Here is a 20,236-nt window from a genome sequence, read left to right as displayed (position 1 = left end):
GGCGGGCCTTGCCCACCCCAAGTTCATCGGACATGCGCTCTCTAACGTGTTACCGGGACGTTGCGAACGACAATCTGTTTGTTCTTGCCATTGACATAAAGATCCAGGCGAAGCCGCGCCACACGATCACTCCCACTATCCCACCTGTAAACAGCATTTCCTCTCACCGTGAGTCCCGCAATTAGAGTGTAGTCGCAGCCATCTCTGTTTCCGAGAGTGACTGAACCACAAGTTGAAGTAGAGTAAATATTTCCATTCATGTCTACGACATCAAGCGCACTAACGAATAATTTAGAATCACGGTTTTCTGGGGCAACGACCTCGAACGCACATCTGATTCTCTGATTTTGGCTATCAGCCGTGCAGGACAAAAATCTCAGCTTGACGTCCTCGAAAACTTCCTCGTGGAGAACACCGGGGTCGTTCGCAGCTGCAGATGGCGCAGGGGCGCTGGGCTGGGCGGCGACGGGGTTGTTGGCGATGGGCAGGCCGCGGAACTCATAGCCGGCCATGCTGAGGTAGGGCACAAAAGCTACGCTCTCGGGTACATTTGGGAACACCAGCCTGATGTTGCTGGTCTGACCCCGACCAAGGTCGAAGGTGATGCTGTTGGCACCCGGACGGCCACCCTCCACAACGGCATAGCCCTGATAGCGGAACCCGGTAGGCGCTACGAGGTAGTGCTCCAGCAGTGGTAGGGTTAGGCTAAGGTTGCTTTGAGCCAGGCTCCGTACGGTTACGGCACATACAACCTGTTTTTGAGTATCACGTGTGCAACCTGGTATGCGCAATGCCCAGTTACCGTTTTGAGCGGTGGCTTCAAACACCGGACCCACAGGTTCGGCCACACGGGGAGGTGTCTGGGCCAGTCCAGGCACACATGAAGTCAGGAAAATCGCAGTCGAAAATAGCGTAAGCCAATGAGTCATGATTCGCCTCATATTCTTCTCCCAATGGCCTTCTGGGCCGGTTTTATAATATCCACATCTAACAACTCTCAAGAAAAGCTATAAACAAAAAAGTTGTTACGTGTACTATGTATAAAATGTGATTGAACGAGGCGTTATTGCATTTTGCCATTTGGGTGCAACAGGCTCAGGTTTGCTTGCGTTGAGAGGTACTACTTGGCGGCTGCGCTCAGGCAAAAAGTCGCCTGGTCGCCGTAATAGGCAACCACCGTAAATCTAAGTTGAGGATTATCTATTTATTCAACAAAAAACCCTCCAGCGCCCGCCCTGCATTGCGAACGTGGGTTCGCATGGCGGCTTCTGCGGCGTCGGGGTTCTTGTTCCGCACCGCCTGCAGAATGGCCTCGTGCTCGGCGCGGGAGAGCGGCAGGCGGCCCGGGATGGCAGCGGAGCTGTTGATCAGCATGCGAATCTGGCCGTCTATGGTCTCGGCGGTGGCCAGCAGGCGCTTGCTGCCGGAGGCCTCCCAGAAGGTGCGGTGGAATTCCAGATCCAGGTCGCCATAGGTGTCTATGTCGCCTTTTTCGGCAGCCTCGCACTGCTTGGTGAACAGTCGTTCAAGCCGACGCTCGAGGGTTTTGCCGTTCTTTTCCACCGCCAGCCGGGCCGCCAGCCCCTCCAGCACCTCGCGCAGGCTGTAAATTTCGCGTACGTCTTCCAGGCTGGGCTCCAGGACAAAGTAGCCCCGGTGGGGCACGGCCACCACCAGCCCCTCCCGCTCCAGGGCGCTCAGGGCCTCCTTGACCGGGGTGGGGGAGAGCCCCAGGTCTTCGGCCAGCACCCGCACCACCAACTTTTGCCCTGGCGGGATTTTGCGGGCCAGGATAGCCTCCCGGAGGGCTTTATAGGCTTCGCGGTTGAGGGTGGTTCGCGCCAGCGCCATATTTACTTTAGCTTAGCACATTGACCATAAAAGATTTTAGATATAAAATCCCACCAAAGCAAAGGAGGGTTTGTGGCACATAGAGCCTTAGCGCACAAGAGCACCGATGATGTGGCAATCGCCGTCGCCGACCTGAAGGCCGGTGAGGAGCTAACCATCCATAGCCTGGAAGGCGGCAAGCCGCACAAGGTCAAGCTGCTGGAGGATGTTCCCCTGGGGCACAAAGTGGCCCTCAAAGATTTGCCCAAGGGCCATGTGGTCATCGAGTACGGCGAGAAAGTGGGCCAGATGACCCAGGCCGTGGCCAGGGGAGGTTACGTGCACGTGCACAACATTCGCACGCTGCGCTGGAACTACGGCGAGAAAGCCAAAAGCGCAAAGCCCAAGGCCTCGAGCCGGGCAAAAGGGGGCCGCTAATGGCCAGAAAAAGCCCTTCTAAAGCCATGCAGCTCACCGGCTACCGCCGTCCCAACGGCGCAGTGGGGGTACGCAACCATGTGCTCATCCTGCCGGTAGACGACCTTTCTAACGCAGCCGCCGAGGGGGTGGCCCGGCTGATCAACGGCACTACCGCCCTGCCGCACCCCTACGGGCGCTTGCAGTTTGGTGAAGACCTCGAGCTGACCTTCCGCACCCTTTCGGGCCACGGGGCCAACGCCAACGTGCACGGGGTGGTGGTGATCGGCATCGAGCCCAAATGGACCGACCGGGTAGCCTCGGCCATTGCCAAAACCGGCAAGCCCGTCGAGACCTTCTCCATCGAACGCCACGGCGACCTCAACGTGATTAACGCTGCCAGCCGGGTGGCCTACCAGATGGTGCAGGATGCCTCCGAGCTGCGGCGTGAACCCATCGAGGTTTCCGAACTGGTGCTCTCCATCAAGTGTGGCGAGTCCGACCCCACCCTGGGGCTGGCGGGCAACAAGGCCCAGGGCCGGGCGGTAGACCGACTGGTGGATATGGGGGCCTCGGTCATCTTTGGCGAGACCTCCGAGCTTACCGGCGGGGAGCATCTGATTGCCAACCGTTGCGCCACCCCTGCCCTGAAGCGCAAGTTTATGCAGATCTACAACGACTACATCGCCATGATTGAGGCCCAGGGGGTAGACCTGCTGGGCTCCCAGCCCACCGAGGGCAATATTCGCGGGGGCCTTTCCACCATTGAAGAAAAAGCCCTGGGCAACATCCAGAAAACCGGCACCCGCCCGGTTAACGCCGTACTGAACTACGCCGAGCCGGTGAAGCCCGGTCTGGGGCTGGTCTTCATGAACAGCTCCTCGGCGGGGGCTGAACAGGTCACGCTCTGCGCGGCGGGGGGCAGCGTGCTGCACTTCTTCACCACCGGCCAGGGCAACATTGTGGGGCATCCCCTGATCCCGGTTATCAAGGTCTCGCCCAACCCCATCACCTGTTCCACCATGAGCGAACACATCGACGTAAAGCTGCCCGACCTGCTGGTGGGTGACATCAGTCTGGATCAGGCTGCCGACCGCATCCTGGACGTGTTCGCCCGCACCGTCAACGGACGCCTGACCGCTGCTGAGTTGCTGCGGCACAGCGAATTCGTGATTACAAAGCTGTACCCAAGCGCCTAGCGGATAGCCGACAATCTTTTTTTCGCTATTCAGCTATGAGCCATACGCTATGATCATCGTTTGCGAGTTCATCACATCCAGCGGCCTGGAACGTCTCCAGCAGGGGGGCCTCGAGGTCTTCTACGACCCCAACCTCTGGAAGGACCGCGAGGCCCTCAAGGCCAGGCTGGCGAACGCAACCGCCCTGGTGGTGCGCAACCAGACCCTTGTGAACGCCGACCTGCTGGCCGCCGCGCCGAACCTCAAGGTGGTGGGGCGGCTGGGGGTGGGCCTGGATAACATCGTGCAGCCCGACCTTAAGGCCCGGGGGGTGCAGCTTTACTTTGCCCGGGGCATCAACGCCAACGCCGTGGCCGAGTACGTACTGGCGGCCATGTTGCATATGGCCCGCAACATCGCGGGGGGGGCTGCCCATGTGGCCGGGGGCGGCTGGAACCGCGCCGCCTTTGGGGGCTTCGAGCTAGCGGGCAAGACCCTGGGGCTGGTGGGCCTGGGCGAGGTGGGTTTGCGCGTGGCCCGGCGGGCCCGGGCCTTCGGTATGAAGGTAGTGGCCGCCGACCCCATGCGCCTGCCCTGGGAGAGCGCGGTGGAAGACCTGGAGATTCGTCTGGTCTCCACAACAGAGGTGTTGCGCTCGGCTCATTTCCTCTCGCTGCATGCGCCCCTGACGCCCGAGACCCGAGCGCTGATCCGGGCCGAAACCCTGGCCTGGATGCCCAAAGGCAGCTATCTGATCAACACCGCGCGGGGCGAACTGGTCAACCAGGCCGACCTGGTGGCCGCCCTGCGCTCGGGGCACCTGGCCGGAGCAGTGCTGGACGTGGTAGACCCCGAGCCCCTGCCGGCGGAGCACGTGCTGCGGGGTGTGGATAACCTGTGGATAACCCCCCATGTGGCCGGCTTAACCGCCGAGGCCCAGGAAGCGGTGGGACTGCGGGTGGCCGAGGGCGTGTTGAATCTTTTGGGGGTGGCATGAAGGTTCCTTATGCCGAGCTAAGGCGGGCGGTCTCGAGCCACTTCCACCACCTGGGGTTGGCCCTTGACCATGCCGACGAGCTGGCCGAGGTGATCCTCGAGGCCGAACTCGAGGGCAACGTGGGGCATGGGCTGACTCGAATTGCCCAGTACACCGCCCAGCTCCAGGCCGGTGGGATCAATCCAAAGCCACAGATGCGCCTGGAGCGCACCAGGCCCGCGGTGGCGGTGCTGCACGCCGATGACGCGCCGGGGCCGGTGGCCGGGTTGTTTGCGGTGCGGGCACTGGCCCCGATGGTAAAGGAGCAGGGGAGTGCAACCCTGGCGGTGCGCGGTGCGGGGCATTCGGGTGTCTTGTCGGCTTACGTGGGCCGGCTGGCCCAGCAGGGGCTGGTGGCCCTGGCCTTTGCCAACACCCCACCCGCCATTGCGCCGGGGCCGGTGCTCGGCACCAATCCAATCGCCCTGGGTGCGCCTGCCTACCCGCAGCCCGTCATCATAGACACCTCTATCTCGGTGGTGGCCCGGGGCAAGATTATCGCTGCTTCCAAGAAAGGCGAGGCTATTCCGGAGGGCTGGGCGCTCGACAAAGAAGGCCGCCCCACCACCGATGCCAAAGCCGCCCTGGAAGGCTCCTTGATTCCCATAGGAGACGGGAAGGGATATGCCCTGGCGGTGCTGGTGGAAATCCTGGCCGGGGCGCTGGCGGGGGATGTGCTCTCGCCCGAGCTGCCCCTGCCCTGGATGCCCCCCGAGCAGGCCGCCAAGCCAGGGCTTTTGTTGCTGGCGCTCGAGCCCGGTGCATTTGGCGCGGGTTATGCGGCGCGGGTGGCCCAACTGATTAAGGCTCTTGAAGCGGTCGGAGGCCGGATTCCCGGCGCTCGGCGAGCCGCTTTGCGAGAGAAAGCTATGCAAGAAGGAGTGGAAGTCAACGAAACGCTGCTGGCCGAACTCGGTAAACTAGGTTTGCGTCTACAAGGAGGAGGAAACCCATGAAGAAGCTCTTTTGGCTACTGGTCGCTGTGTTGCTGGCATCTACTGCGCTGGCGCAGCAAACCCGCTTGCGGGTGTTTGTGGGGGGGCAGCAACGCCCCGATGTGATGCGGAAAATTTTCGACCTCTATCAGTCGCGCAACCCCGGCATACGGGTAGATGTGGAGGTAGGGGGCGCTACCTCCGACCAGCAGCAGCAGTACCTGACCACCGTGCTGGCCTCGCGCGACCCCAGCATCGACGTCATTCTGATTGACGTGATCCGGCCCGCCCAGTACCTGGCTAGCCGCTGGGCCGACACCATCGACAAGTACCTGCCGGCGGCCTCGAGGCAGGCCCTCCTGCGCCAGTACCTGCCGGCTTACTCGCAGGCCAACGTGATCAACGGCCAGCTGGTAGCCCTGCCGGGCTTCGCGGATGCCATGTTCCTCTACTACCGGGCCGACCTGCTGGAGAAGTACGGCTTCAAACCCCCCACCACCTGGGACGAGGCCATCCAGCAGGCCCAGACCATTTTGCAGCGCGAGGGTAACCCCAATTTGAACGGCATTGGTTTCATTGGCGCGCCAGCCGAGGGCGCAGTTTGTACCTTCCTGCTGCCTGTATGGGCTGCTGGGGGCGATGTCACCAACGCCCAGGGCCAGTTTAGCCTCACCGTCGAGCAGGCCCAACGCGCCTTGCAGTTCTGGGTCAGTCTGATGGATCAGAAGGTCTCGCCGCCCAACATGGCCGAAAAACCCCAGGACACCATCCGCAGCGAGATGCAGGCCGGACGCTGGGTGTTTGGCACCATGTTTGCCTACGCCTGGAACAGATTCCAGAACGATGCCGACAGCCAGGTCAAGGGCAAGATTGGCGTGGTGCCCCTGCCCGCCTTTGCCGGGGGCCGTCAGGCCAGTTGCCTGGGGGGCTGGCAGTGGACGGTTTCGGACTTCAGCCGGAACAAGGCCCAGGCCCACCGCCTGGTGCGTTTCCTCTCGAGCCCCGAGGTCTCCAAGATTCTGGCCATTGAAGCCTCCAACCTGCCGGTCTTCCCAGCACTTTACCGCGACCCCGATATTTTGCGTGTCAACCCCTGGTTTGGTCAGGCCCTACCGGTGGTACAGGCCGCCAGGGCCCGTCCGCAGCACCCGCGCTACGCCGAGATTTCCGAGGCCATCCGTGTAACCACCAACCAGGTGCTGGCCCGGCAAAAAACCCCAGAGCAGGGCGCCCGCGAGATTGTGACCCGCTTGCAAGCCATCTACGGCGGTAGGTAAGGGTTTTGCCCAGCTTCCCACGGGAAGCCACCTTTTGCGGCTCAGGCCCTTTGTGTTGGCTTCCCGTGGACTTTTCCAAACCCAAAAACCAAGGATGTGACTTATGACCCAGCCCCAGTCCAGAATCCGCCGTAGCTTTGGCGACCTGAGCGAGCGCGCCCTGGCCTTTTGGTTGCTGGTTCCGGCAGCCCTGCTTCTGGGCCTGGTGGCGCTGTATCCGGTGGGGCGGCTTTTGTATACCAGTCTTTTTCGCCGTCGCCTGACCGACGAGACCGGCAACAGTCCGGTTTTTGTGGGCTTCCAGAACTTCGTGCAGGCCTTTGCGGATGAGCGTTTCTGGACGGCCCTCTGGAATACCCTGCTGATTGTGCTGGTCACGGTGCCCGGAGCGCTGGTGGTGGGGCTTTTGCTGGCCTTGCTGGCCAACCTGCCCTTTCGCGTCAAATGGCCGGTGCGCCTGGGTTTGCTCCTGCCCTGGGCGCTGCCACTGGTGTTCGCAGGGCTCATTTTCAGGTGGTTTTTTGATAGCCAGTATGGCGTCGTTAACGATGTGATTGTGCGCCTGGGCGGCGAGCGTTTGCTCTGGGTGACCACGCCGGAGCTATTGTTCTGGGCCATCTGCATAAGCATCATCTGGAAAAGCAGTTCCTTTGTGGCGCTTATTCTGCTGGCGGGCTTGCAGGTGATCCCCAAGGAACTCTACGAGTCGGCGGCGGTGGACGGCGCCAACCGTTGGCAGAGCTTCTGGCGCATCACCCTGCCGCTCTTGCTACCGGCCATCCTGGTAGCGGCCATCTTCCGCACCATCACCGCTTTTCAGACCTTCGATATCCCCTTTGCCATGCAAAACGGCGGTAGCTCGTTCGAGACCCTGGCCATGTACGTGCGTACTATGAGCATCGAAAACCTGAACTTTGGCTATGGTTCGGCTTTAGCGGTGCTGATGTTTTTGATCAGCTTTGCGGTCACACTGGTTTATCTGCGCTATGTGAGGGGGGCCGATGACTAGCCAACTGCCTGAGGCTAAAAGCTCCGAGCGAGCAGATCGGTATTTGGTTTTGGGCATCTCGCCTGCTGGAGGGCTGTATGAAATGGGATAATCCTCGGATATGGCTCTGGGTGGCGGCGGGCATTGTGGTGATCAACGGCTTCTTCCCGGCGGTGTGGATTCTGCTCACCTCCTTCAAAACCGAGGGCGAGTTGACCCGTATCCCCATCACCTGGCTGCCGGAAAACCCGACTTTACAGAACTACGTGCAGGCCTTTACCAACGCGCCCATCATGCGCTACTTCCTGAACAGCCTGATTGTGGCGGGGGGAGCTACGCTGTTGTGCGTGTTGGTATCGGCGCTGGCGGCCTATGCCCTGGCGCGGTTGCGGATTCCCAACAAGACCCTGATTTTTTCCCTGCTGGTGGGGGTCTCGATGTTCCCTACGGTCACCTTGCTGCTGCCTTTGTTCGAGATGGTGCTGGCCCTGGGGCTGCGCAACAACTACATCGCCCTGATTCTGCCCCATGCGGCCCTCTCGATTCCGGTGGCTACGCTGGTGCTGGTGAGCTTTTTTCAGGGCATTCCCAAGGATCTGGAATCTGCGGCCATGGTGGACGGCTGCTCCCGCCTGGGGGCGCTGTGGCGCATTGTGGTGCCGCTATCGGCACCGGGGGTGTTTACTGCCAGCATTCTGGCCTTCGTGAACAGTTGGGACGAGTTTCTGCTGGCCCTGACCCTGATGCCCTCGCAGGCCATGCGTACCCTGCCGGTGGGCATTCAGTTTTTGCAGGGCGAGTACAGCTTTCCCTGGCCGCTCATCTCGGCGGCGCTGGTGATTGCCCTGGTGCCGGTGGCGCTGGTGATTGCCATCTTCCAGGAGCGGGTGGTGGGCGGTTTGACGCAGGGAGGGGTGAAGGGATAAGGGTCTATAGCCAATAGCCCATAGCTAATAGCCTATAGCCATCAGCTATCAGCTATCAGCTGTCAGCTATCAGCCAATACGTTATCGGCTATGCGCCATCTGCTTATGCTACGAATCGGTTTAGTTCCCATCGTGCGGCCCCTTTTTCGGGGGTCGCGGTTTGGCCTCGAGCACACCTCCAAAGAAGCCCTGGAAGCCCTGGGCCGCGAGCTGGGCTTTGAACTGGCTTATGTGTCGGAGCCGGTGGCCGAGGCTGCCCAGGCCGAGGCGGCGGCCCGTGCGGCGCAGGCTGCTGGGCTGGACTTGCTCCTGGTGCAGCACGTGACTTTTGCTACCGGCGACGCTTTCTTGCCTCTGCTCGAGCTGCCCATCCCGGTAGGGCTCTGGGCATTGCCCGAGGTGTGGGAAAGCGGGCCCTTGCCACAGAACGCCATCTGCGGGCTCAACCTGGGGGTTTCGCTGGCCCACAAACCGACCAAGTGGTTTTACGGGGCGGTGGAGGATGCCTGGTTCCAGGCCCGCCTGAAGCTCACCTTGAAGGCCCTGCGCGGCGCAAAGGTGCTGCGCGAGGGGCGGGTGCTTGCCCTGGGCGGGCATGCACCGGGGTTTTTTGCCTTTTCAGCGCTGCCGGAGACGGGCCTGACGGTAGAGAAGGCCAGCCTCGAGGAGCTCTGGGAGGCCCTGGCCGCCGTACCGGAAGCGGAGATTGCGGAGCGTATGGCGGCCTTCCGCGAGCTTTCCGAATACCCGGTAGAAGCGCTCTGCGAGCTGTTTCGCCTCGAGCTGGCCCTGGAGAAGCTGGCCCAGCCCTACGACGGGGTAGCCCTGCGGGAGTGGCCGGAAATTCCCGACAAACTGGGGGTAATGGCCTATGCGGCCATGGCCCGCCTGGCCGACCGGGGCTATACCCTGGCCCCCGAAGGCGATGTGATGGGCCTGGCGGGCATGCTGGCCTTGCAGGCCATCTCGGGCCAGCCGGCCATTCTGCTGGACATCTCGCACTTTTCAGCCAAAGGGGTGATGCTCTGGCATGGCGGCGAGGCCCCCCAGGCCTGGGCCGGGGGCCCCACCCGGCTGGTGCCGCACTTCAACCGCAACTTGCCGGCGGTGCGCGACATGCCCTTGCGAGCCGGGCCCATCACCGGCCTGCGCCTGCTGCCAGGGCGCAAAGCGGTGGTGCATGGGGGCCTGCTGAATGGCGAGAAGGGCTACGACGGCGACTCCGGATACCTCACCCGCCCCACCTGGGCCACCGAACCCCTCACCCCCCGGCAGTTCTTGACGAGCTGGTTCAACCACCGCATCCCACACCACCTGGCGGTGGGCATGGGCGCCCACGAGGAAGCTCTGCTGGAGATGTGTGCCTGGCTGGGCCTCGAGGTGCTGCCCGCCCGCCCGGAGGAACATAGACTGGTATGGTGAAGGTTCTGACCATCGGCTGGGCCAACCTCGACCAGCGCTACTACATCGAAGCGTTTCCCCCCCGCGAGAGCCGCACTGGCGTGCGGGCTTACCGCGAGACCCTGGGCGGCCCCGCAGCAGTCGCGGCGGTGGCTGCCGCCCGCCTGGGGGCCGAAGCCCACCTGCTGAGCCGCCGGGGCGACGATGCCGCCGGCGAGCGCCTGGAGGAGATGCTACGGGCCGAAGGGGTTAAGCCCCACTTCCAGCTGGGCGCGGCCACCCCGGTCTCGGCGGTGCTGGTGACGCCGGAGGGCGAGCGGTTTATTTTTCCCTACCGGCCTGCCCTGCCGGAGGAACTGGTGCTGAACGAGGAACGCCTGCTCAAAGGGGCGGGGGCTTTGCTGCTGGACGGACGCTGGGCTGCTGCCGGCTATGGGCTGGGCCAGGCCGCGCGGGAGCGGGGTATTCCGGTGGTGCTCGACCTCGACCGCGACCGCGACGACGACTGGATGCTGACCCAGGTGGCCACCCATGTGGTGGCCTCGGAGGAGCTGGCCGCCAAGCTGGGGGGGGTCGAGGCCCTGCTGGCCCGCTTGCAGGGGCTGGGGGTGTTTGCCGCCGTGACCCTGGGGGCCGAGGGGGTGGCGTATGGGGGAGGGCAGGTAGCAGCCCACCGAGTTCACGTGCAGGACACCACCGGGGCCGGGGATGTGTTCCACGGGGCCTTTACGCTGGCCGTGGCCGAGGGCAAAGGGAATGTGGAGGCGCTCGAGTTCGCCAGCGCGGTAGCCGCCCTGCACTGCGCCAAGGGCCAGCCGCCCACCCTGGCGGAAGTACGGGCCTTTTTGGGGGCTTGAGTGGGCTACCTGAGCGAACTGCGAGCGGCGGTGGGCGCACGTCCCCTCCTGATGGTGGGGGCCGGGGTGCTGCTGCTGGACGCACAAAACCGCGTGCTATTGCAACACCGCACCGATACCCACGACTGGGCCACGCCGGGAGGCGCTTGCGAGCTGGGCGAGAGCCTGGAAGAAACCGCCCGACGCGAGCTGCGGGAAGAAACCGGCCTGGAGGTGGGCGAGCTGCGGCTTTTTGCCCTGCTCTCCGGCCCCGAATACTACTACCGCTACCCCAATGGCGACGAGGTGTACAACGTGAGTGCAATCTACCTGGGCCGTTATGCAGGCCAGGCTTTCCGCCCAGACCCCAAAGAAACCAAAGAGGTGCGTTTTTTTGCCCTGAACGACCTGCCGCCCCTGATGGGGCCGGTTAACCAAAAAGCTTTAGCACTGCTTAAGCAAGCTGTAGAGCGAGGAGAACTATGAAAACCACCCCGGCCAAAGCTCGAGCGTTTGCCCGTATCGGTGATGGGGCCATGCGGTTTGGCACCCTGGCCATTGACCAGCGCCCCCCCTTGATGCACCTGGTGGCCCAGGCCCTGGGCCGCGACCCCGAACAGGTAGGGCCCCAAGTGACCGAGCTAAAGGGCCTTCTGGCCGAGACCCTGGGCCGCGCCGTGACCGGCATTTTGATAGACCCGCACTACGCCTTTCCGGCAGCCATGCCCACCCTGCCGCGCGAGACCGGCCTGATGCTGACCCTCGAGCACCACCGCTTCGAAACCGTGGAGGGGGGCTGGCGCAAGAGCGCAATCATTCCGGGCTGGAGCGTGGAGCAGGCTGTGCGGATGGGGGCCGATGGCCTGAAGCTTCTGGCCTGGCACCGGCCCGATGCACCCCCCGAGGTGGTGGAGCACCAAATGAACCTGGTGCGCGAGGTGGGGGCACAGTGCCGGAAAGCCGACCGACTGTTCATCTTCGAGGTGCTGCCTTACCCCCTTCCCGGCGAGGACGCCGCAACCTACCAGGCCAGGCTGCGCGAGATGTCGCTGGAGATTGCCGCCGCCTTTGCCGACCCTGGCTTTAATGTGGACCTCTACAAGCTGGCCTTTCCGGGGGCCGCCGAGCTGGTGAAGGAGTTTGGCGGCAGCGGCTATTCGCTGGACGAACTCGAGGCCGATATGCGCGAATACACCCGGCTGCCCGCCCCCTGGCTGCTGCTTTCGGGGGGGCTGGGGGCCGATCAGTTCGTGCAGATGCTGGAGGCCGCCCTGGCCGCCGGGGCCCGGGGCTACCTGGCAGGCCGTGCGGTCTGGCAGCACCCCCTGCGCTTTTACCCCGACCGCAACCGGGTGCGCGAGGCGTTGCGCGAGGAGGGCCTCGAGACCCTTGACCGCTTGAACGAACTCCTGCGTACCATCAAGCCCATGTACCCCGAGGCAGACTGGCAGCTCGCCGGGGTGGCCGGGTAGTACCAACTTTTGGCGTATAACCAACTTTCAGCGACGCATGGGCTGGGGCGAGAAGTGGGAGGTATTTTCCAATGCCTACTCCCTACCTCCCACCTCCTACGACATGCAAAATGCTCAAGGACGGTATTACTCCCGCGTTAACCGATAGTGAATGCCCCTGGCATCCACCTGAATCAGGTGCAGCACCGGCCCGGCCCCGGTCATCTCGAAATAGGCCTCGAACACCTCGTTCTTGTTGTTGAAGCGGTTGGTCAGGGTTAGGCGCCAGTCGCTCAGGGTCATGCGGCCCTGGTACTTTTGCGAGTAAAACTGCTGTGAACCCACAAAGCCGCTGGCCCCGCTGTGGCTGGAGCTGTAGGTTCCACCCTGGTTGAAGGTGAAGGTATCGGACTTGCTCACCGCGTTCATGCCCGCATAGGCTCCCGTGACCGAGTTGTAGTACTGCCCGGCGGCAGCACTGCTCGAGGTCCATTTGCCGGTCAGGTCGGCGGCCTTGACCGCGAACTTGTTGTAGCCGTACATCTTACCCACCGCCTCGATGTTGGGAAACTCCCTCTGGAACGCGGCAAAGCTCGGGGCCACCACCTGAATGGCATACCCCAGACCCTTGTCGAAGCCGATGTACAGCGCCACGTGCTTGCGGGCCCCGGTGGCTATCTCGGTGGCGCTGCCCTCGCCAAAGTAGAGGCAGAAATAGCAGGTGTCGTTCTTGAACACCTTGAGCTCGTCCACCTTGTAGCGGGGAGCCACCAGGCGGCTCCAGTAGTAGTTGACCCTGTCCTGCTCGTTGCCCGTCACCCACATGTTTTCGGGCAGCGGCATCCCGTAGTAGAGCAGTACCACCAGGTCGCCCTTAGCTACCCGCACGAAGCCGTTTTCGATGGTGGCCACCCAGCCGTCGTTGAAGCGGGTGGTGGGGGTGGAGATGCTGCGGACGTTGGCGGGGGCGTTGCTGGGCGGGCGGGCCACGTTTTGCGGCGGGGCCTGGGCAGCTTTGGGCTTGTTGAGCTTGAGCGAGCTGTTGAAACGGTCGAACAGGTCGAAGAGCTTCTCGTCGGTGGTGATGTAGAGGATGCTGGCTACGCGCCCGTTGCCGGTAAAGGTGGACAGCAGCACCACATAGTTGAGCCCATCCTGCGAGGCCGCAATGCCCCCGGCCAGGTTCTGGTAGTCGCCGTTGGGCGGCCCCATCTCGGTGGTGGGCTCGCCCGAAAGCCCCAGACCCTCGGCCACCAGCCGCTTCCACTCGCCCCTGAAGTTTTGCTCGGGGTTGTTGCCCGCTGGTACACTGGCATACAGCACAATGCTGCCAAAGGACTCCTTGGTTTGCAGCGCCAGCATGACCCCCCCTTGCAGGTTGCTCTTCTTCCAGCCCTGGGGCGGGCTGTACTCGAAGATGTCGAAGGTATCGGCCAGGGCACCTCCCCAGCCGAACGCCATCAGAAGAATTGCACCCACCAGGCCACGCAGCAGTTTCATCCACACACCTCCTTGGTTTGCTACCAGCTTACGCGAGGATGGATGACTGAAGCATGACCAGAACGGTGTTTGGGGGCCCTTGGGATGAGAAAGCGTTAATTGCCTGGGTTTAGAGGTGCATACTGGTTGGAAGAGCGGATCAGGTTTTGGGTAAAAGTGCTTTGATACCTTCTTGAGAATGGCGAAATAACAGGAACATTTTCTAGTGGTATCGTCTGTCCGCTTCTCCCGTGCCTCTGCTTTTTTTTATGGCGGAGGAGGGTTTATTAGGCATTCTAGATGGTGTTTCTTGTGCCCCCATAAGAGTCATTGTCGGTGCTTCCCCAGGTTATGCGTTAGACTAGGCACACTCAAACATGACCAACCGACCCCTCAAAACTTGCGATGAGTGCGGAAGCTTGTTCTTTGTCGACGCGTCGCGCATGGATTCTTTGTGCCCAGAATGTGCGCATCTACTCTACGGTTATGAGCCTTGCGTGCATACCTTTGTGAACGGGCGTTGCTCGAGATGCTACTGGGACGGCTCCGTTTCGGATTATGGTTGGAAGCTGAAACAAGAGCAGGGCGACGGCGGTTTGGGTAACTGACCTGTGCGCTGGGTTTGGGTGTCAGGCCAGGTGGCCCAGCCCGTTGGCCTCGAGCAGCTCCTTCACCATCACTTTGGTTCCCCGCTTGACCGACTCCTCCGCCGCCACCCCCACCACCACGCTCCAGAAGCCCTCTTCAGCGGTGGCGGCGGAGCTGGGCTGGCCGTCCATGGCCTCGATCCAGCGCAGGTGCTCGTAGTAGGTGGCCCCGCTGTGGCCGGTTTCCTCGATAACGGCGGGGTAGCTGGGGGTCATGGTGCGGGAGGTGCGGTCGGGGAGGGCAATCACCTCGAGGTAGTTTTCCCACTTGGAGTAGGCCTGGCCGTTCACGCCCTCGCTGGCCTTGAGGCGGCCCTCGTCGCCGCAGATGACCAGTTCTTCGTAGACCATGGGGGCAAACATGCACAGGTTGAAGTTGGCCCGCACCCCGTTTTGGTATTCCACAATCACAAAGGCGTTGTCCAGGATGTCTGACCGCTCGCCGCCGTACTCGAAGTCCTTGAAGTTGACCGCCTGGCTGCCCGAGGCGTACACGCTCACCGGGCGCGACCCGGCAAACAGGTTGAACAAATCGAAGTAGTGGCAGCACTTTTCTACCAGGGTGCCGCCCGAGTACTTAGAGAACTTGTTCCACTGCTTTACTTTGTCCAGGAAGGGCTCGCGGTGCTCGAGGATGGTCAGGGTCTTGATCTCGCCCAGGCTGCGCCGCTCCTTGGCCTCGTGGATGGCCTCGACGTAGATGGGCTTGTAGCGGTACTGAAGGCCAATCTGGAGCACCCTGGGGTAGGCTTTCGCCATCTGCCAGATTTCGTAGGCATCCGGCAGGTTGGTGGCCATGGGCTTTTCCAGCAGGATGTGCTTGCCGGACTGCACGGCTACCTTTAGCACCTCGAGGTGGGTGTGGTTGGGGGTGCAGATGATCAGGCCGTCCACCGCCGGGTCGTTGCAGGCGGCCTCGAGGCTCTCGTAGACCACCAGGGGCTCGGGGGTAAACTGGGCCTTGATGCGCCTGGCGGCCTCCACGCTGCTTGGGTTGGGGTCGTAGACCCCGTGGATGGTGCAGCGGCCCTCGAGCAGCGTTACCTTGAGGTGCTCCTGGCCGTTTACCCCCACCCCAATCACGTTGAAGCGGTACTTGAGGGGGCCGGGGTTCATCAGGAAGCGGTCTTCCTGCGGCACATAGGCAAACTTGGGCGACAGGGCATGGAGCCGGTTGGCGAACTCCTTGTTGCGTTTCATGCTTTTTAGATTATAAATCTAAAATCTGTTTTGCGATAGATTTGGGATACAATCGGAGCACAGGAGGTTTTATGCCCTACATCCTCGCGCTAGACCAGGGAACCACCAGCAGCCGGGCCATTGTGTTCGACCTGGAGGGCCAGCCCAGGGCCATGGCCCAGCAGGAGTTCATGCAGCACTTCCCCCAGCCGGGCTGGGTGGAGCACGACCCCCTGGAAATCTGGCAGACCCAGCTTCAGGTAGCCCGCGAGGCCATCCAGCAAGCCGCCATCCAGCCCAGCGAGATTGTGGCCCTGGGCATCACCAACCAGCGCGAGACCACCGTGCTGTGGGAGCGGGCCACCGGCAAGCCGGTACACCGGGCCATCGTCTGGCAGGACCGCCGCACCGCGCCCATCTGCGACGACCTGCGTAAAGGCGGCTACGAGGGAGTGTTCCGCCAGAAAACCGGCCTGGTGCTGGACGCCTATTTTTCCGGCACCAAGGTCAAGTGGCTTTTGGAAAACGTGCCGGGGTTGCGCGAGCGGGCCGGCAAGGGCGAGCTGTGCTTTGGCACCATCGATAGCTGGCTGATCTACAACCTGACCGGGGGCCAGGTACATGCCACCGATGTCTCCAACGCCTCGCGCACCCTGCTCTTCAACCTGCACACCCTGCGCTGGGACGAACACCTGCTGGGCATTCTGGGCATTCCCAAAGCGCTGCTGCCGGAGGTGCGGCCCTCGGCGGGGCTCTTGGGCGAAACGGTACCGGAGCTATTTGGGGCGGCCATCCCGATTGCGGGCGTGGCGGGCGACCAGCAGGCTGCGCTCTTTGGGCAGGCCTGTTTTACCCCCGGTATGGCCAAAAACACCTACGGCACCGGCTGCTTCATGCTGATGAACACCGGACAGTCGCAGGTAGAGTCGAAGCACGGCCTCCTGACCACGGTGGCCTGGCAACTGGAAGGGGCGCCGCCCGAGTACGCCCTGGAAGGCTCGGTGTTCATGGCCGGGGCGGTGGTGCAGTGGCTGCGGGATGGCCTGGGCATCCTCCAGACCTCGAGCGAGGTGGAGCCCCTGGCCCGCCAGGTGCCAAGCACCGAGGGCGTGTATCTGGTGCCGGCCTTTGTGGGGCTGGGCGCGCCCTACTGGGATGCCTACGCGCGGGGCACGCTGGTGGGCCTGACGCGCGGGACGACCAAAGCCCACATTGCCCGCGCGGCCCTGGAGGCCGTTGCCTACCAGAGCCGGGATGTGCTGGAAGCCATGGAGGCCGACTCGGGGCTGCAACTTTCCGAGCTGCGGGTGGATGGCGGGGCCACCGTGAACGATCTGCTGATGCAGTTTCAGGCCGACATTCTAGGTACCCCGGTGGTGCGGCCCCAGGTGACCGAGACCACCGCGCTGGGGGCGGCCTACCTGGCGGGGGTGGGGGTGGGGATGCTCTCCAAGGAGCAGATTGCCGAGCGCTGGGCGGTGCAGAAACGTTTTGAGCCCGCCATGCCGCAGGCCGAGCGGGAGCGCTTGTATGGCGGCTGGAAGAAGGCCGTGGAGCGGGCTAAAAACTGGGTGGATGCCTGATACCAGATTCGGTTGGTTAGTTGCTGAGCGGGGACGAACCAACCCGACCGAAGTTGTACGCGTAGTGGAGGGCGATACCGCCCCTTGGAGCGGGAGACACTCTTTTCGCCGACCGCTAGAGAGGGTGCTCTAGGATTCAAAAAGACAGCCTCCGGAACTTTTGGGGTTGTCAACTGTCTTTTGAATCCGGAACGAAACGACGATCGGGCCTGCAACCTGTGACCTGGGACGTGCGACCCTTCGCTTTCATACCCCCGTCACACCGGGGTGCTACGATTGAGAACGGAGGGAGACGATTATGGATTTCAGGGAACTGGCCAACAAGGCCCGCGAAGCGGCGGAAAACGCTCTCAAGCAGGCTGAAGCCAAATTCAATGAGGTGAGGGCTAACCTCGATAAGGACGGCGACGGGGTGCCGGATCAGCTCGAGGGGGTCATGAACCAGGCCAAACAGGCTGCCGAACAGGCCAAAGCCAGGTTCGAGGAGCTCAAGTCCAACCTGGACAAAGACGGCGACGGGGTGCCCGACCAGCTCAAGCACCTGAGTGAACAGGCCCAGCACGCCGCCGAACAGGCCAGGGCCAAAGCCGAGGAACTGGCCAAGGCTGCGCAGGAGCGCCTGGGCAAGAAAAGCTAAAAAAGCCCTCAGCCCAGGAGCCTGAATGGCTCCTGGGCCTTGTTTTACCGGGCTACCGTCAGGGTTGCCCCGCCGATGGGCAAGGTGCCTTCCAATAGGTCGAAGGCGCTGTCGGTTTCCACCACGGTGACCTTCAGGCTGTAGGTGAACGCGGTGGGCTCGGGCTGGGAGGGGGCCGGCTGGGTGCAGGCCCCTAGCACCAGGGTTGCGAGCATCATCAGCGACAAGAGGGGCCGCCTGCGGCGTTGGGCCGGGCCCCCGGCTAGGAACCCCAGGGCCAGGAGGCCCAGACCCAAGCCTGCGGCCAGGGTGCCCAGGCTTCCCGGGCGTACCTGATCGTCGAGGTCGTAGGTGACCAGGTAGGTGACCTGCCGGGATTCCGGCGAGTCCGGGTACAGGCTGGGCCTGCCCAGCACCAGGGTGCCGTCGTCTGTGGGGAACACCAAGGTTTGCACCAGCCGTTCACCGGCATCCACCCTGCCGTTGGCGTTGGTGTCTTCGTAGAGCCGCACGGCGGTCAGGTCTTTGGCCTCGTGGCCGGTGCCCGATGCCTTCAAGAAGATGCGGTTCACGTAAATGGGGGGTTTTTGATCCACATCGTCGAAAATGGCGGGGAACTCGGTTTTGTTGGTAAGGGTGAACTGCAAGACCGGCAGGTTCTTTTGCCCTTTGCTGGCTTCGCGGGGGGCCGGGTTGGCGCTGCCCGCTTTGACCTCGAGGACGTTCTGCGGAAAAACGTAGGCGTCGTAACCCGCGCGGTTGTTGGTGGGGTTGTCGTCGTTGCTACCCAGAACCTCGAACTCCACCCGCACCTTGGCTACGCTGCGCGGAATAAAGCGCACCCTCTGCGAGACGCTGCGCCCCACCGCCAGGTCGGGCAGGGTGCAGGTCACCTCTGCGCCTGCTTGTGTACACCCTGCGCTGGGAATCAGCTCGGCTCCGTCGGGCAGCGTGGTTTTGAGGCGCACATTGCTGGCAGGGTCGGGGCCGGTGTTCTCGAGGGTGACGCTAAACCCGTTGGGGGCGTTGACCGTCATGTTGGGGTTGTAGCCATAGCTTGAGATGCGCAGGTCGGCGGCGGCCAGCCCCAGGGCCGAGAGCATCGCGGCGGCCCAGGCTGCCAGTTGGTTGAAGCGGAAGGGTGGTTTCACCGGTACCTCCTTGTATCGCTTGTTTGCGATGGGTAGAGGTTATCCCGGAGGGCATGACTGGAGGATGACTGTGGGGTTTACAAAGACGGCCAGACCAGCACCTCCTGCCCTACCCGCAGGTTGTAGAAGAACAGGGCATCGGAGGAGAGCAGCAGTTGTGGCCCGACGTTGCTTCTGGCCTCGACGGGCATTTGCAGGATGCGTTCTTCGGTGCGCACTTCAACCTGGCTGAAGGGGCCAAAATGGCTGCGCCAGGCCCGGAGAAGATCGGTATCGAGGCGGGCTGCGCTCGAGCCCTCCAGGCGGCCCACTACCAGACGCACCGTGCGCGGGGTGCGGGCGGTGATCTGCACCAGCCCCAGCCGGGCCAACCGGCTTATGTTGAGCTGAACCACATCACTGGAAATGCCGCTGATGGCCGCAAGGTCGAAGAGGCTGATGGGCTTGCTCATGTGCCGGAGCAGCTCGAACTCGTCGGGCGAAAGGGTGAGGTGGGTGGTGCGGTTGGCATCGGTAAGCTGCACCTGGTCGAAGGGGCTCAGGTCGAGGCGGGCATCCAGGAAGCGGATGGCCTCGAGCAAGTAGTTATCCAGCGAACCCTGTAAGCTCGACTGTTTGGCCCGCTCGCCCTTCAGATAGCGAAACTTGCCCTCGCTCAGAGCCAGAATCTCCAGCAGCCCGTCCTTGCCGGTTTTGCCCCTGTACTGGGCGTGTACGGGCTGGCCGCGCTCGAGGTAGACCTCGCCCCCCGGCACCTTGAACGCCCCCGTCTGTCCGGCGTGCGAGAGCAGTTGCAGGATTTCGATGGGGCCCAGCAGCTCGAAGGTACCATCCATAGAAAGCAGATTGGGGGCAATTTGCAGACTGGCGCAGGTTACCCCCAGGTGGTGCTAAAAGTATCCGGTATTGTAGCAGGCGACGTCGGGCAGGCGCACCTGAGGGGTAGCCTACACCCTCGAGGATAGGGGCTCTGGGGGAGAAATACGGTGGATTTGACCCAGAAATCGTTACGTGAAGGGTATTATTGTGCCCTTCACAGACCTTGCCGCCCGCGAAAACGAGAATGCGTCTGGGGCCAGACGCATGTTTTCGAGTTTCTGGGCGGCGACTGTTCTGTTTGGGACAGAGGATTCTTAAGGCTCAGGAGACTCACTTTATGCGAAGAGCGCTCTATGCCGACTTTACTTGAACACCTTCGAGGAGGGAGGTAAGGGGTAGGTTTTAGACGTTGAAACCTATCGCCCACCTCCCACCACCTACCCCCATTTCATGCATCGCTAAAAGC

At 62.6% G+C, this 20,236-nt stretch carries 19 protein-coding genes; 13 read left to right on the top strand and 6 right to left on the bottom strand.

The genetic code is table 11. From position 1 onward, the window contains the following. Positions 1-41 precede the first annotated feature (41 nt). Positions 42-929: a hypothetical protein gene (locus J3L12_RS05540; protein ID WP_208014049.1), complete on the bottom strand. Its 888-nt coding sequence runs from the start codon at positions 927-929 to the stop codon at positions 42-44. Positions 930-1,200: 271 nt separating this feature from the next. Further along, positions 1,201-1,851 carry a GntR family transcriptional regulator gene (locus J3L12_RS05535; protein WP_208014048.1) on the bottom strand — a complete coding sequence of 217 codons (651 nt, stop codon included), beginning with the start codon at positions 1,849-1,851 and terminating at the stop codon, positions 1,201-1,203. 72 nt (positions 1,852-1,923) lie between these two features. On the opposite strand from J3L12_RS05535, the gene J3L12_RS05530 reads away from it, so the two are divergent. The 11 genes from J3L12_RS05530 to J3L12_RS05480 all read left to right on the top strand — a co-directional run bounded on the left by J3L12_RS05530 (position 1,924) and on the right by J3L12_RS05480 (position 12,296). Further along, positions 1,924-2,268 (top strand): UxaA family hydrolase, encoded by a 345-nt coding sequence (locus J3L12_RS05530; RefSeq protein WP_208014047.1) that lies wholly within the window; start codon positions 1,924-1,926, stop codon positions 2,266-2,268. Then, positions 2,268-3,446 (top strand): UxaA family hydrolase, encoded by a 1,179-nt coding sequence (locus J3L12_RS05525; protein ID WP_208014046.1) that lies wholly within the window; start codon positions 2,268-2,270, stop codon positions 3,444-3,446. Before J3L12_RS05530 ends, J3L12_RS05525 begins: the two co-directional genes overlap by 1 nt. Before the next feature lie 49 nt (positions 3,447-3,495). Continuing rightward, positions 3,496-4,422, top strand: coding sequence for a hydroxyacid dehydrogenase (locus J3L12_RS05520; protein WP_208014045.1), 927 nt, complete (start codon positions 3,496-3,498; stop codon positions 4,420-4,422). Beyond that, positions 4,419-5,417 (top strand): Ldh family oxidoreductase, encoded by a 999-nt coding sequence (locus J3L12_RS05515; RefSeq protein ID WP_208014044.1) that lies wholly within the window; start codon positions 4,419-4,421, stop codon positions 5,415-5,417. The genes J3L12_RS05520 and J3L12_RS05515 overlap by 4 nt, the downstream gene beginning before the upstream one ends. Further along, on the top strand, positions 5,414-6,673 hold the full coding sequence (locus tag J3L12_RS05510) for an ABC transporter substrate-binding protein (protein WP_208014043.1): 1,260 nt from the start codon (positions 5,414-5,416) through the stop codon (positions 6,671-6,673). The genes J3L12_RS05515 and J3L12_RS05510 overlap by 4 nt, the downstream gene beginning before the upstream one ends. 103 nt (positions 6,674-6,776) lie before the next feature. Then, the gene (locus J3L12_RS05505) at positions 6,777-7,682 is read left to right on the top strand and encodes a sugar ABC transporter permease (RefSeq protein ID WP_208014042.1); all 906 of its coding nucleotides are present in this window, start codon (positions 6,777-6,779) and stop codon (positions 7,680-7,682) included. A 77-nt stretch (positions 7,683-7,759) separates the two neighbouring features. Then, a complete protein-coding gene (locus J3L12_RS05500; protein ID WP_208014041.1) occupies positions 7,760-8,587 on the top strand; it encodes a carbohydrate ABC transporter permease in 828 nt (275 codons plus the stop codon). 90 nt (positions 8,588-8,677) lie between these two features. Then, entirely contained in the window at positions 8,678-10,009 is a 1,332-nt protein-coding gene (locus J3L12_RS05495) for a fucose isomerase (RefSeq protein ID WP_243454971.1), read from the top strand. Then, positions 10,003-10,845 (top strand): PfkB family carbohydrate kinase, encoded by an 843-nt coding sequence (locus J3L12_RS05490; protein WP_208014040.1) that lies wholly within the window; start codon positions 10,003-10,005, stop codon positions 10,843-10,845. The genes J3L12_RS05495 and J3L12_RS05490 overlap by 7 nt, the downstream gene beginning before the upstream one ends. Further along, positions 10,846-11,310 (top strand): NUDIX hydrolase, encoded by a 465-nt coding sequence (locus J3L12_RS05485; RefSeq protein WP_347708847.1) that lies wholly within the window; start codon positions 10,846-10,848, stop codon positions 11,308-11,310. It begins immediately after the preceding gene. Beyond that, positions 11,307-12,296, top strand: coding sequence for a tagatose 1,6-diphosphate aldolase (locus tag J3L12_RS05480; RefSeq protein ID WP_208014039.1), 990 nt, complete (start codon positions 11,307-11,309; stop codon positions 12,294-12,296). The genes J3L12_RS05485 and J3L12_RS05480 overlap by 4 nt, the downstream gene beginning before the upstream one ends. A gap of 126 nt (positions 12,297-12,422) precedes the next feature. On the opposite strand, the gene J3L12_RS05475 is transcribed toward J3L12_RS05480, so the two are convergent. Further along, positions 12,423-13,775 (bottom strand): hypothetical protein, encoded by a 1,353-nt coding sequence (locus tag J3L12_RS05475; protein ID WP_208014038.1) that lies wholly within the window; start codon positions 13,773-13,775, stop codon positions 12,423-12,425. Positions 13,776-14,383: 608 nt separating this feature from the next. Continuing rightward, the gene (locus J3L12_RS05470) at positions 14,384-15,601 is read right to left on the bottom strand and encodes a Gfo/Idh/MocA family oxidoreductase (protein ID WP_208014037.1); all 1,218 of its coding nucleotides are present in this window, start codon (positions 15,599-15,601) and stop codon (positions 14,384-14,386) included. Positions 15,602-15,672: 71 nt separating this feature from the next. On the opposite strand from J3L12_RS05470, the gene glpK reads away from it, so the two are divergent. Beyond that, on the top strand, positions 15,673-17,163 hold the full coding sequence (gene glpK / locus J3L12_RS05465; protein WP_208014036.1) for a glycerol kinase GlpK: 1,491 nt from the start codon (positions 15,673-15,675) through the stop codon (positions 17,161-17,163). Positions 17,164-17,461: 298 nt separating this feature from the next. After that, the gene (locus tag J3L12_RS05460; RefSeq protein ID WP_208014035.1) at positions 17,462-17,800 is read left to right on the top strand and encodes a dolichyl-phosphate-mannose-protein mannosyltransferase; all 339 of its coding nucleotides are present in this window, start codon (positions 17,462-17,464) and stop codon (positions 17,798-17,800) included. A 44-nt stretch (positions 17,801-17,844) separates the two neighbouring features. Here the strand turns inward: J3L12_RS05460 and J3L12_RS05455 are convergent, their stop codons facing one another. Beyond that, positions 17,845-18,951: a DUF11 domain-containing protein gene (locus J3L12_RS05455; RefSeq protein ID WP_208014034.1), complete on the bottom strand. Its 1,107-nt coding sequence runs from the start codon at positions 18,949-18,951 to the stop codon at positions 17,845-17,847. Between the two features lie 77 nt (positions 18,952-19,028). Further along, positions 19,029-19,787, bottom strand: a complete 759-nt coding sequence (locus tag J3L12_RS05450; RefSeq protein ID WP_208014033.1) for a DUF4388 domain-containing protein — start codon at positions 19,785-19,787, stop codon at positions 19,029-19,031. Between the last annotated feature and the right edge of the window lie 449 nt (positions 19,788-20,236).

This window comes from Meiothermus sp. CFH 77666, assembly GCF_017497985.1.
In the GTDB taxonomy this organism is placed as follows: Bacteria; Deinococcota; Deinococci; order Deinococcales; family Thermaceae; genus Meiothermus.
This window is presented reverse-complemented; position numbering and strand designations above follow the sequence as displayed.

Excerpts from the sequence above, each read along its gene's own strand:
- J3L12_RS05540 (WP_208014049.1), bottom strand. The coding sequence starts at position 929 with ATGACTCATTGGCTTACGCTATTTTCGACTGCGATTTTCCTGACTTCA.
- J3L12_RS05535 (WP_208014048.1), bottom strand. The coding sequence starts at position 1,851 with ATGGCGCTGGCGCGAACCACCCTCAACCGCGAAGCCTATAAAGCCCTC.
- J3L12_RS05525 (WP_208014046.1), top strand. The coding sequence starts at position 2,268 with ATGGCCAGAAAAAGCCCTTCTAAAGCCATGCAGCTCACCGGCTACCGC.
- J3L12_RS05520 (WP_208014045.1), top strand. The coding sequence starts at position 3,496 with ATGATCATCGTTTGCGAGTTCATCACATCCAGCGGCCTGGAACGTCTC.
- J3L12_RS05515 (WP_208014044.1), top strand. The coding sequence starts at position 4,419 with ATGAAGGTTCCTTATGCCGAGCTAAGGCGGGCGGTCTCGAGCCACTTC.
- J3L12_RS05510 (WP_208014043.1), top strand. The coding sequence starts at position 5,414 with ATGAAGAAGCTCTTTTGGCTACTGGTCGCTGTGTTGCTGGCATCTACT.
- J3L12_RS05505 (WP_208014042.1), top strand. The coding sequence starts at position 6,777 with ATGACCCAGCCCCAGTCCAGAATCCGCCGTAGCTTTGGCGACCTGAGC.
- J3L12_RS05500 (WP_208014041.1), top strand. The coding sequence starts at position 7,760 with ATGAAATGGGATAATCCTCGGATATGGCTCTGGGTGGCGGCGGGCATT.
- J3L12_RS05495 (WP_243454971.1), top strand. The coding sequence starts at position 8,678 with ATGCGCCATCTGCTTATGCTACGAATCGGTTTAGTTCCCATCGTGCGG.
- J3L12_RS05490 (WP_208014040.1), top strand. The coding sequence starts at position 10,003 with ATGGTGAAGGTTCTGACCATCGGCTGGGCCAACCTCGACCAGCGCTAC.
- J3L12_RS05480 (WP_208014039.1), top strand. The coding sequence starts at position 11,307 with ATGAAAACCACCCCGGCCAAAGCTCGAGCGTTTGCCCGTATCGGTGAT.
- J3L12_RS05475 (WP_208014038.1), bottom strand. The coding sequence starts at position 13,775 with ATGAAACTGCTGCGTGGCCTGGTGGGTGCAATTCTTCTGATGGCGTTC.
- J3L12_RS05470 (WP_208014037.1), bottom strand. The coding sequence starts at position 15,601 with ATGAAACGCAACAAGGAGTTCGCCAACCGGCTCCATGCCCTGTCGCCC.
- glpK (WP_208014036.1), top strand. The coding sequence starts at position 15,673 with ATGCCCTACATCCTCGCGCTAGACCAGGGAACCACCAGCAGCCGGGCC.
- J3L12_RS05460 (WP_208014035.1), top strand. The coding sequence starts at position 17,462 with ATGGATTTCAGGGAACTGGCCAACAAGGCCCGCGAAGCGGCGGAAAAC.
- J3L12_RS05450 (WP_208014033.1), bottom strand. The coding sequence starts at position 19,787 with ATGGATGGTACCTTCGAGCTGCTGGGCCCCATCGAAATCCTGCAACTG.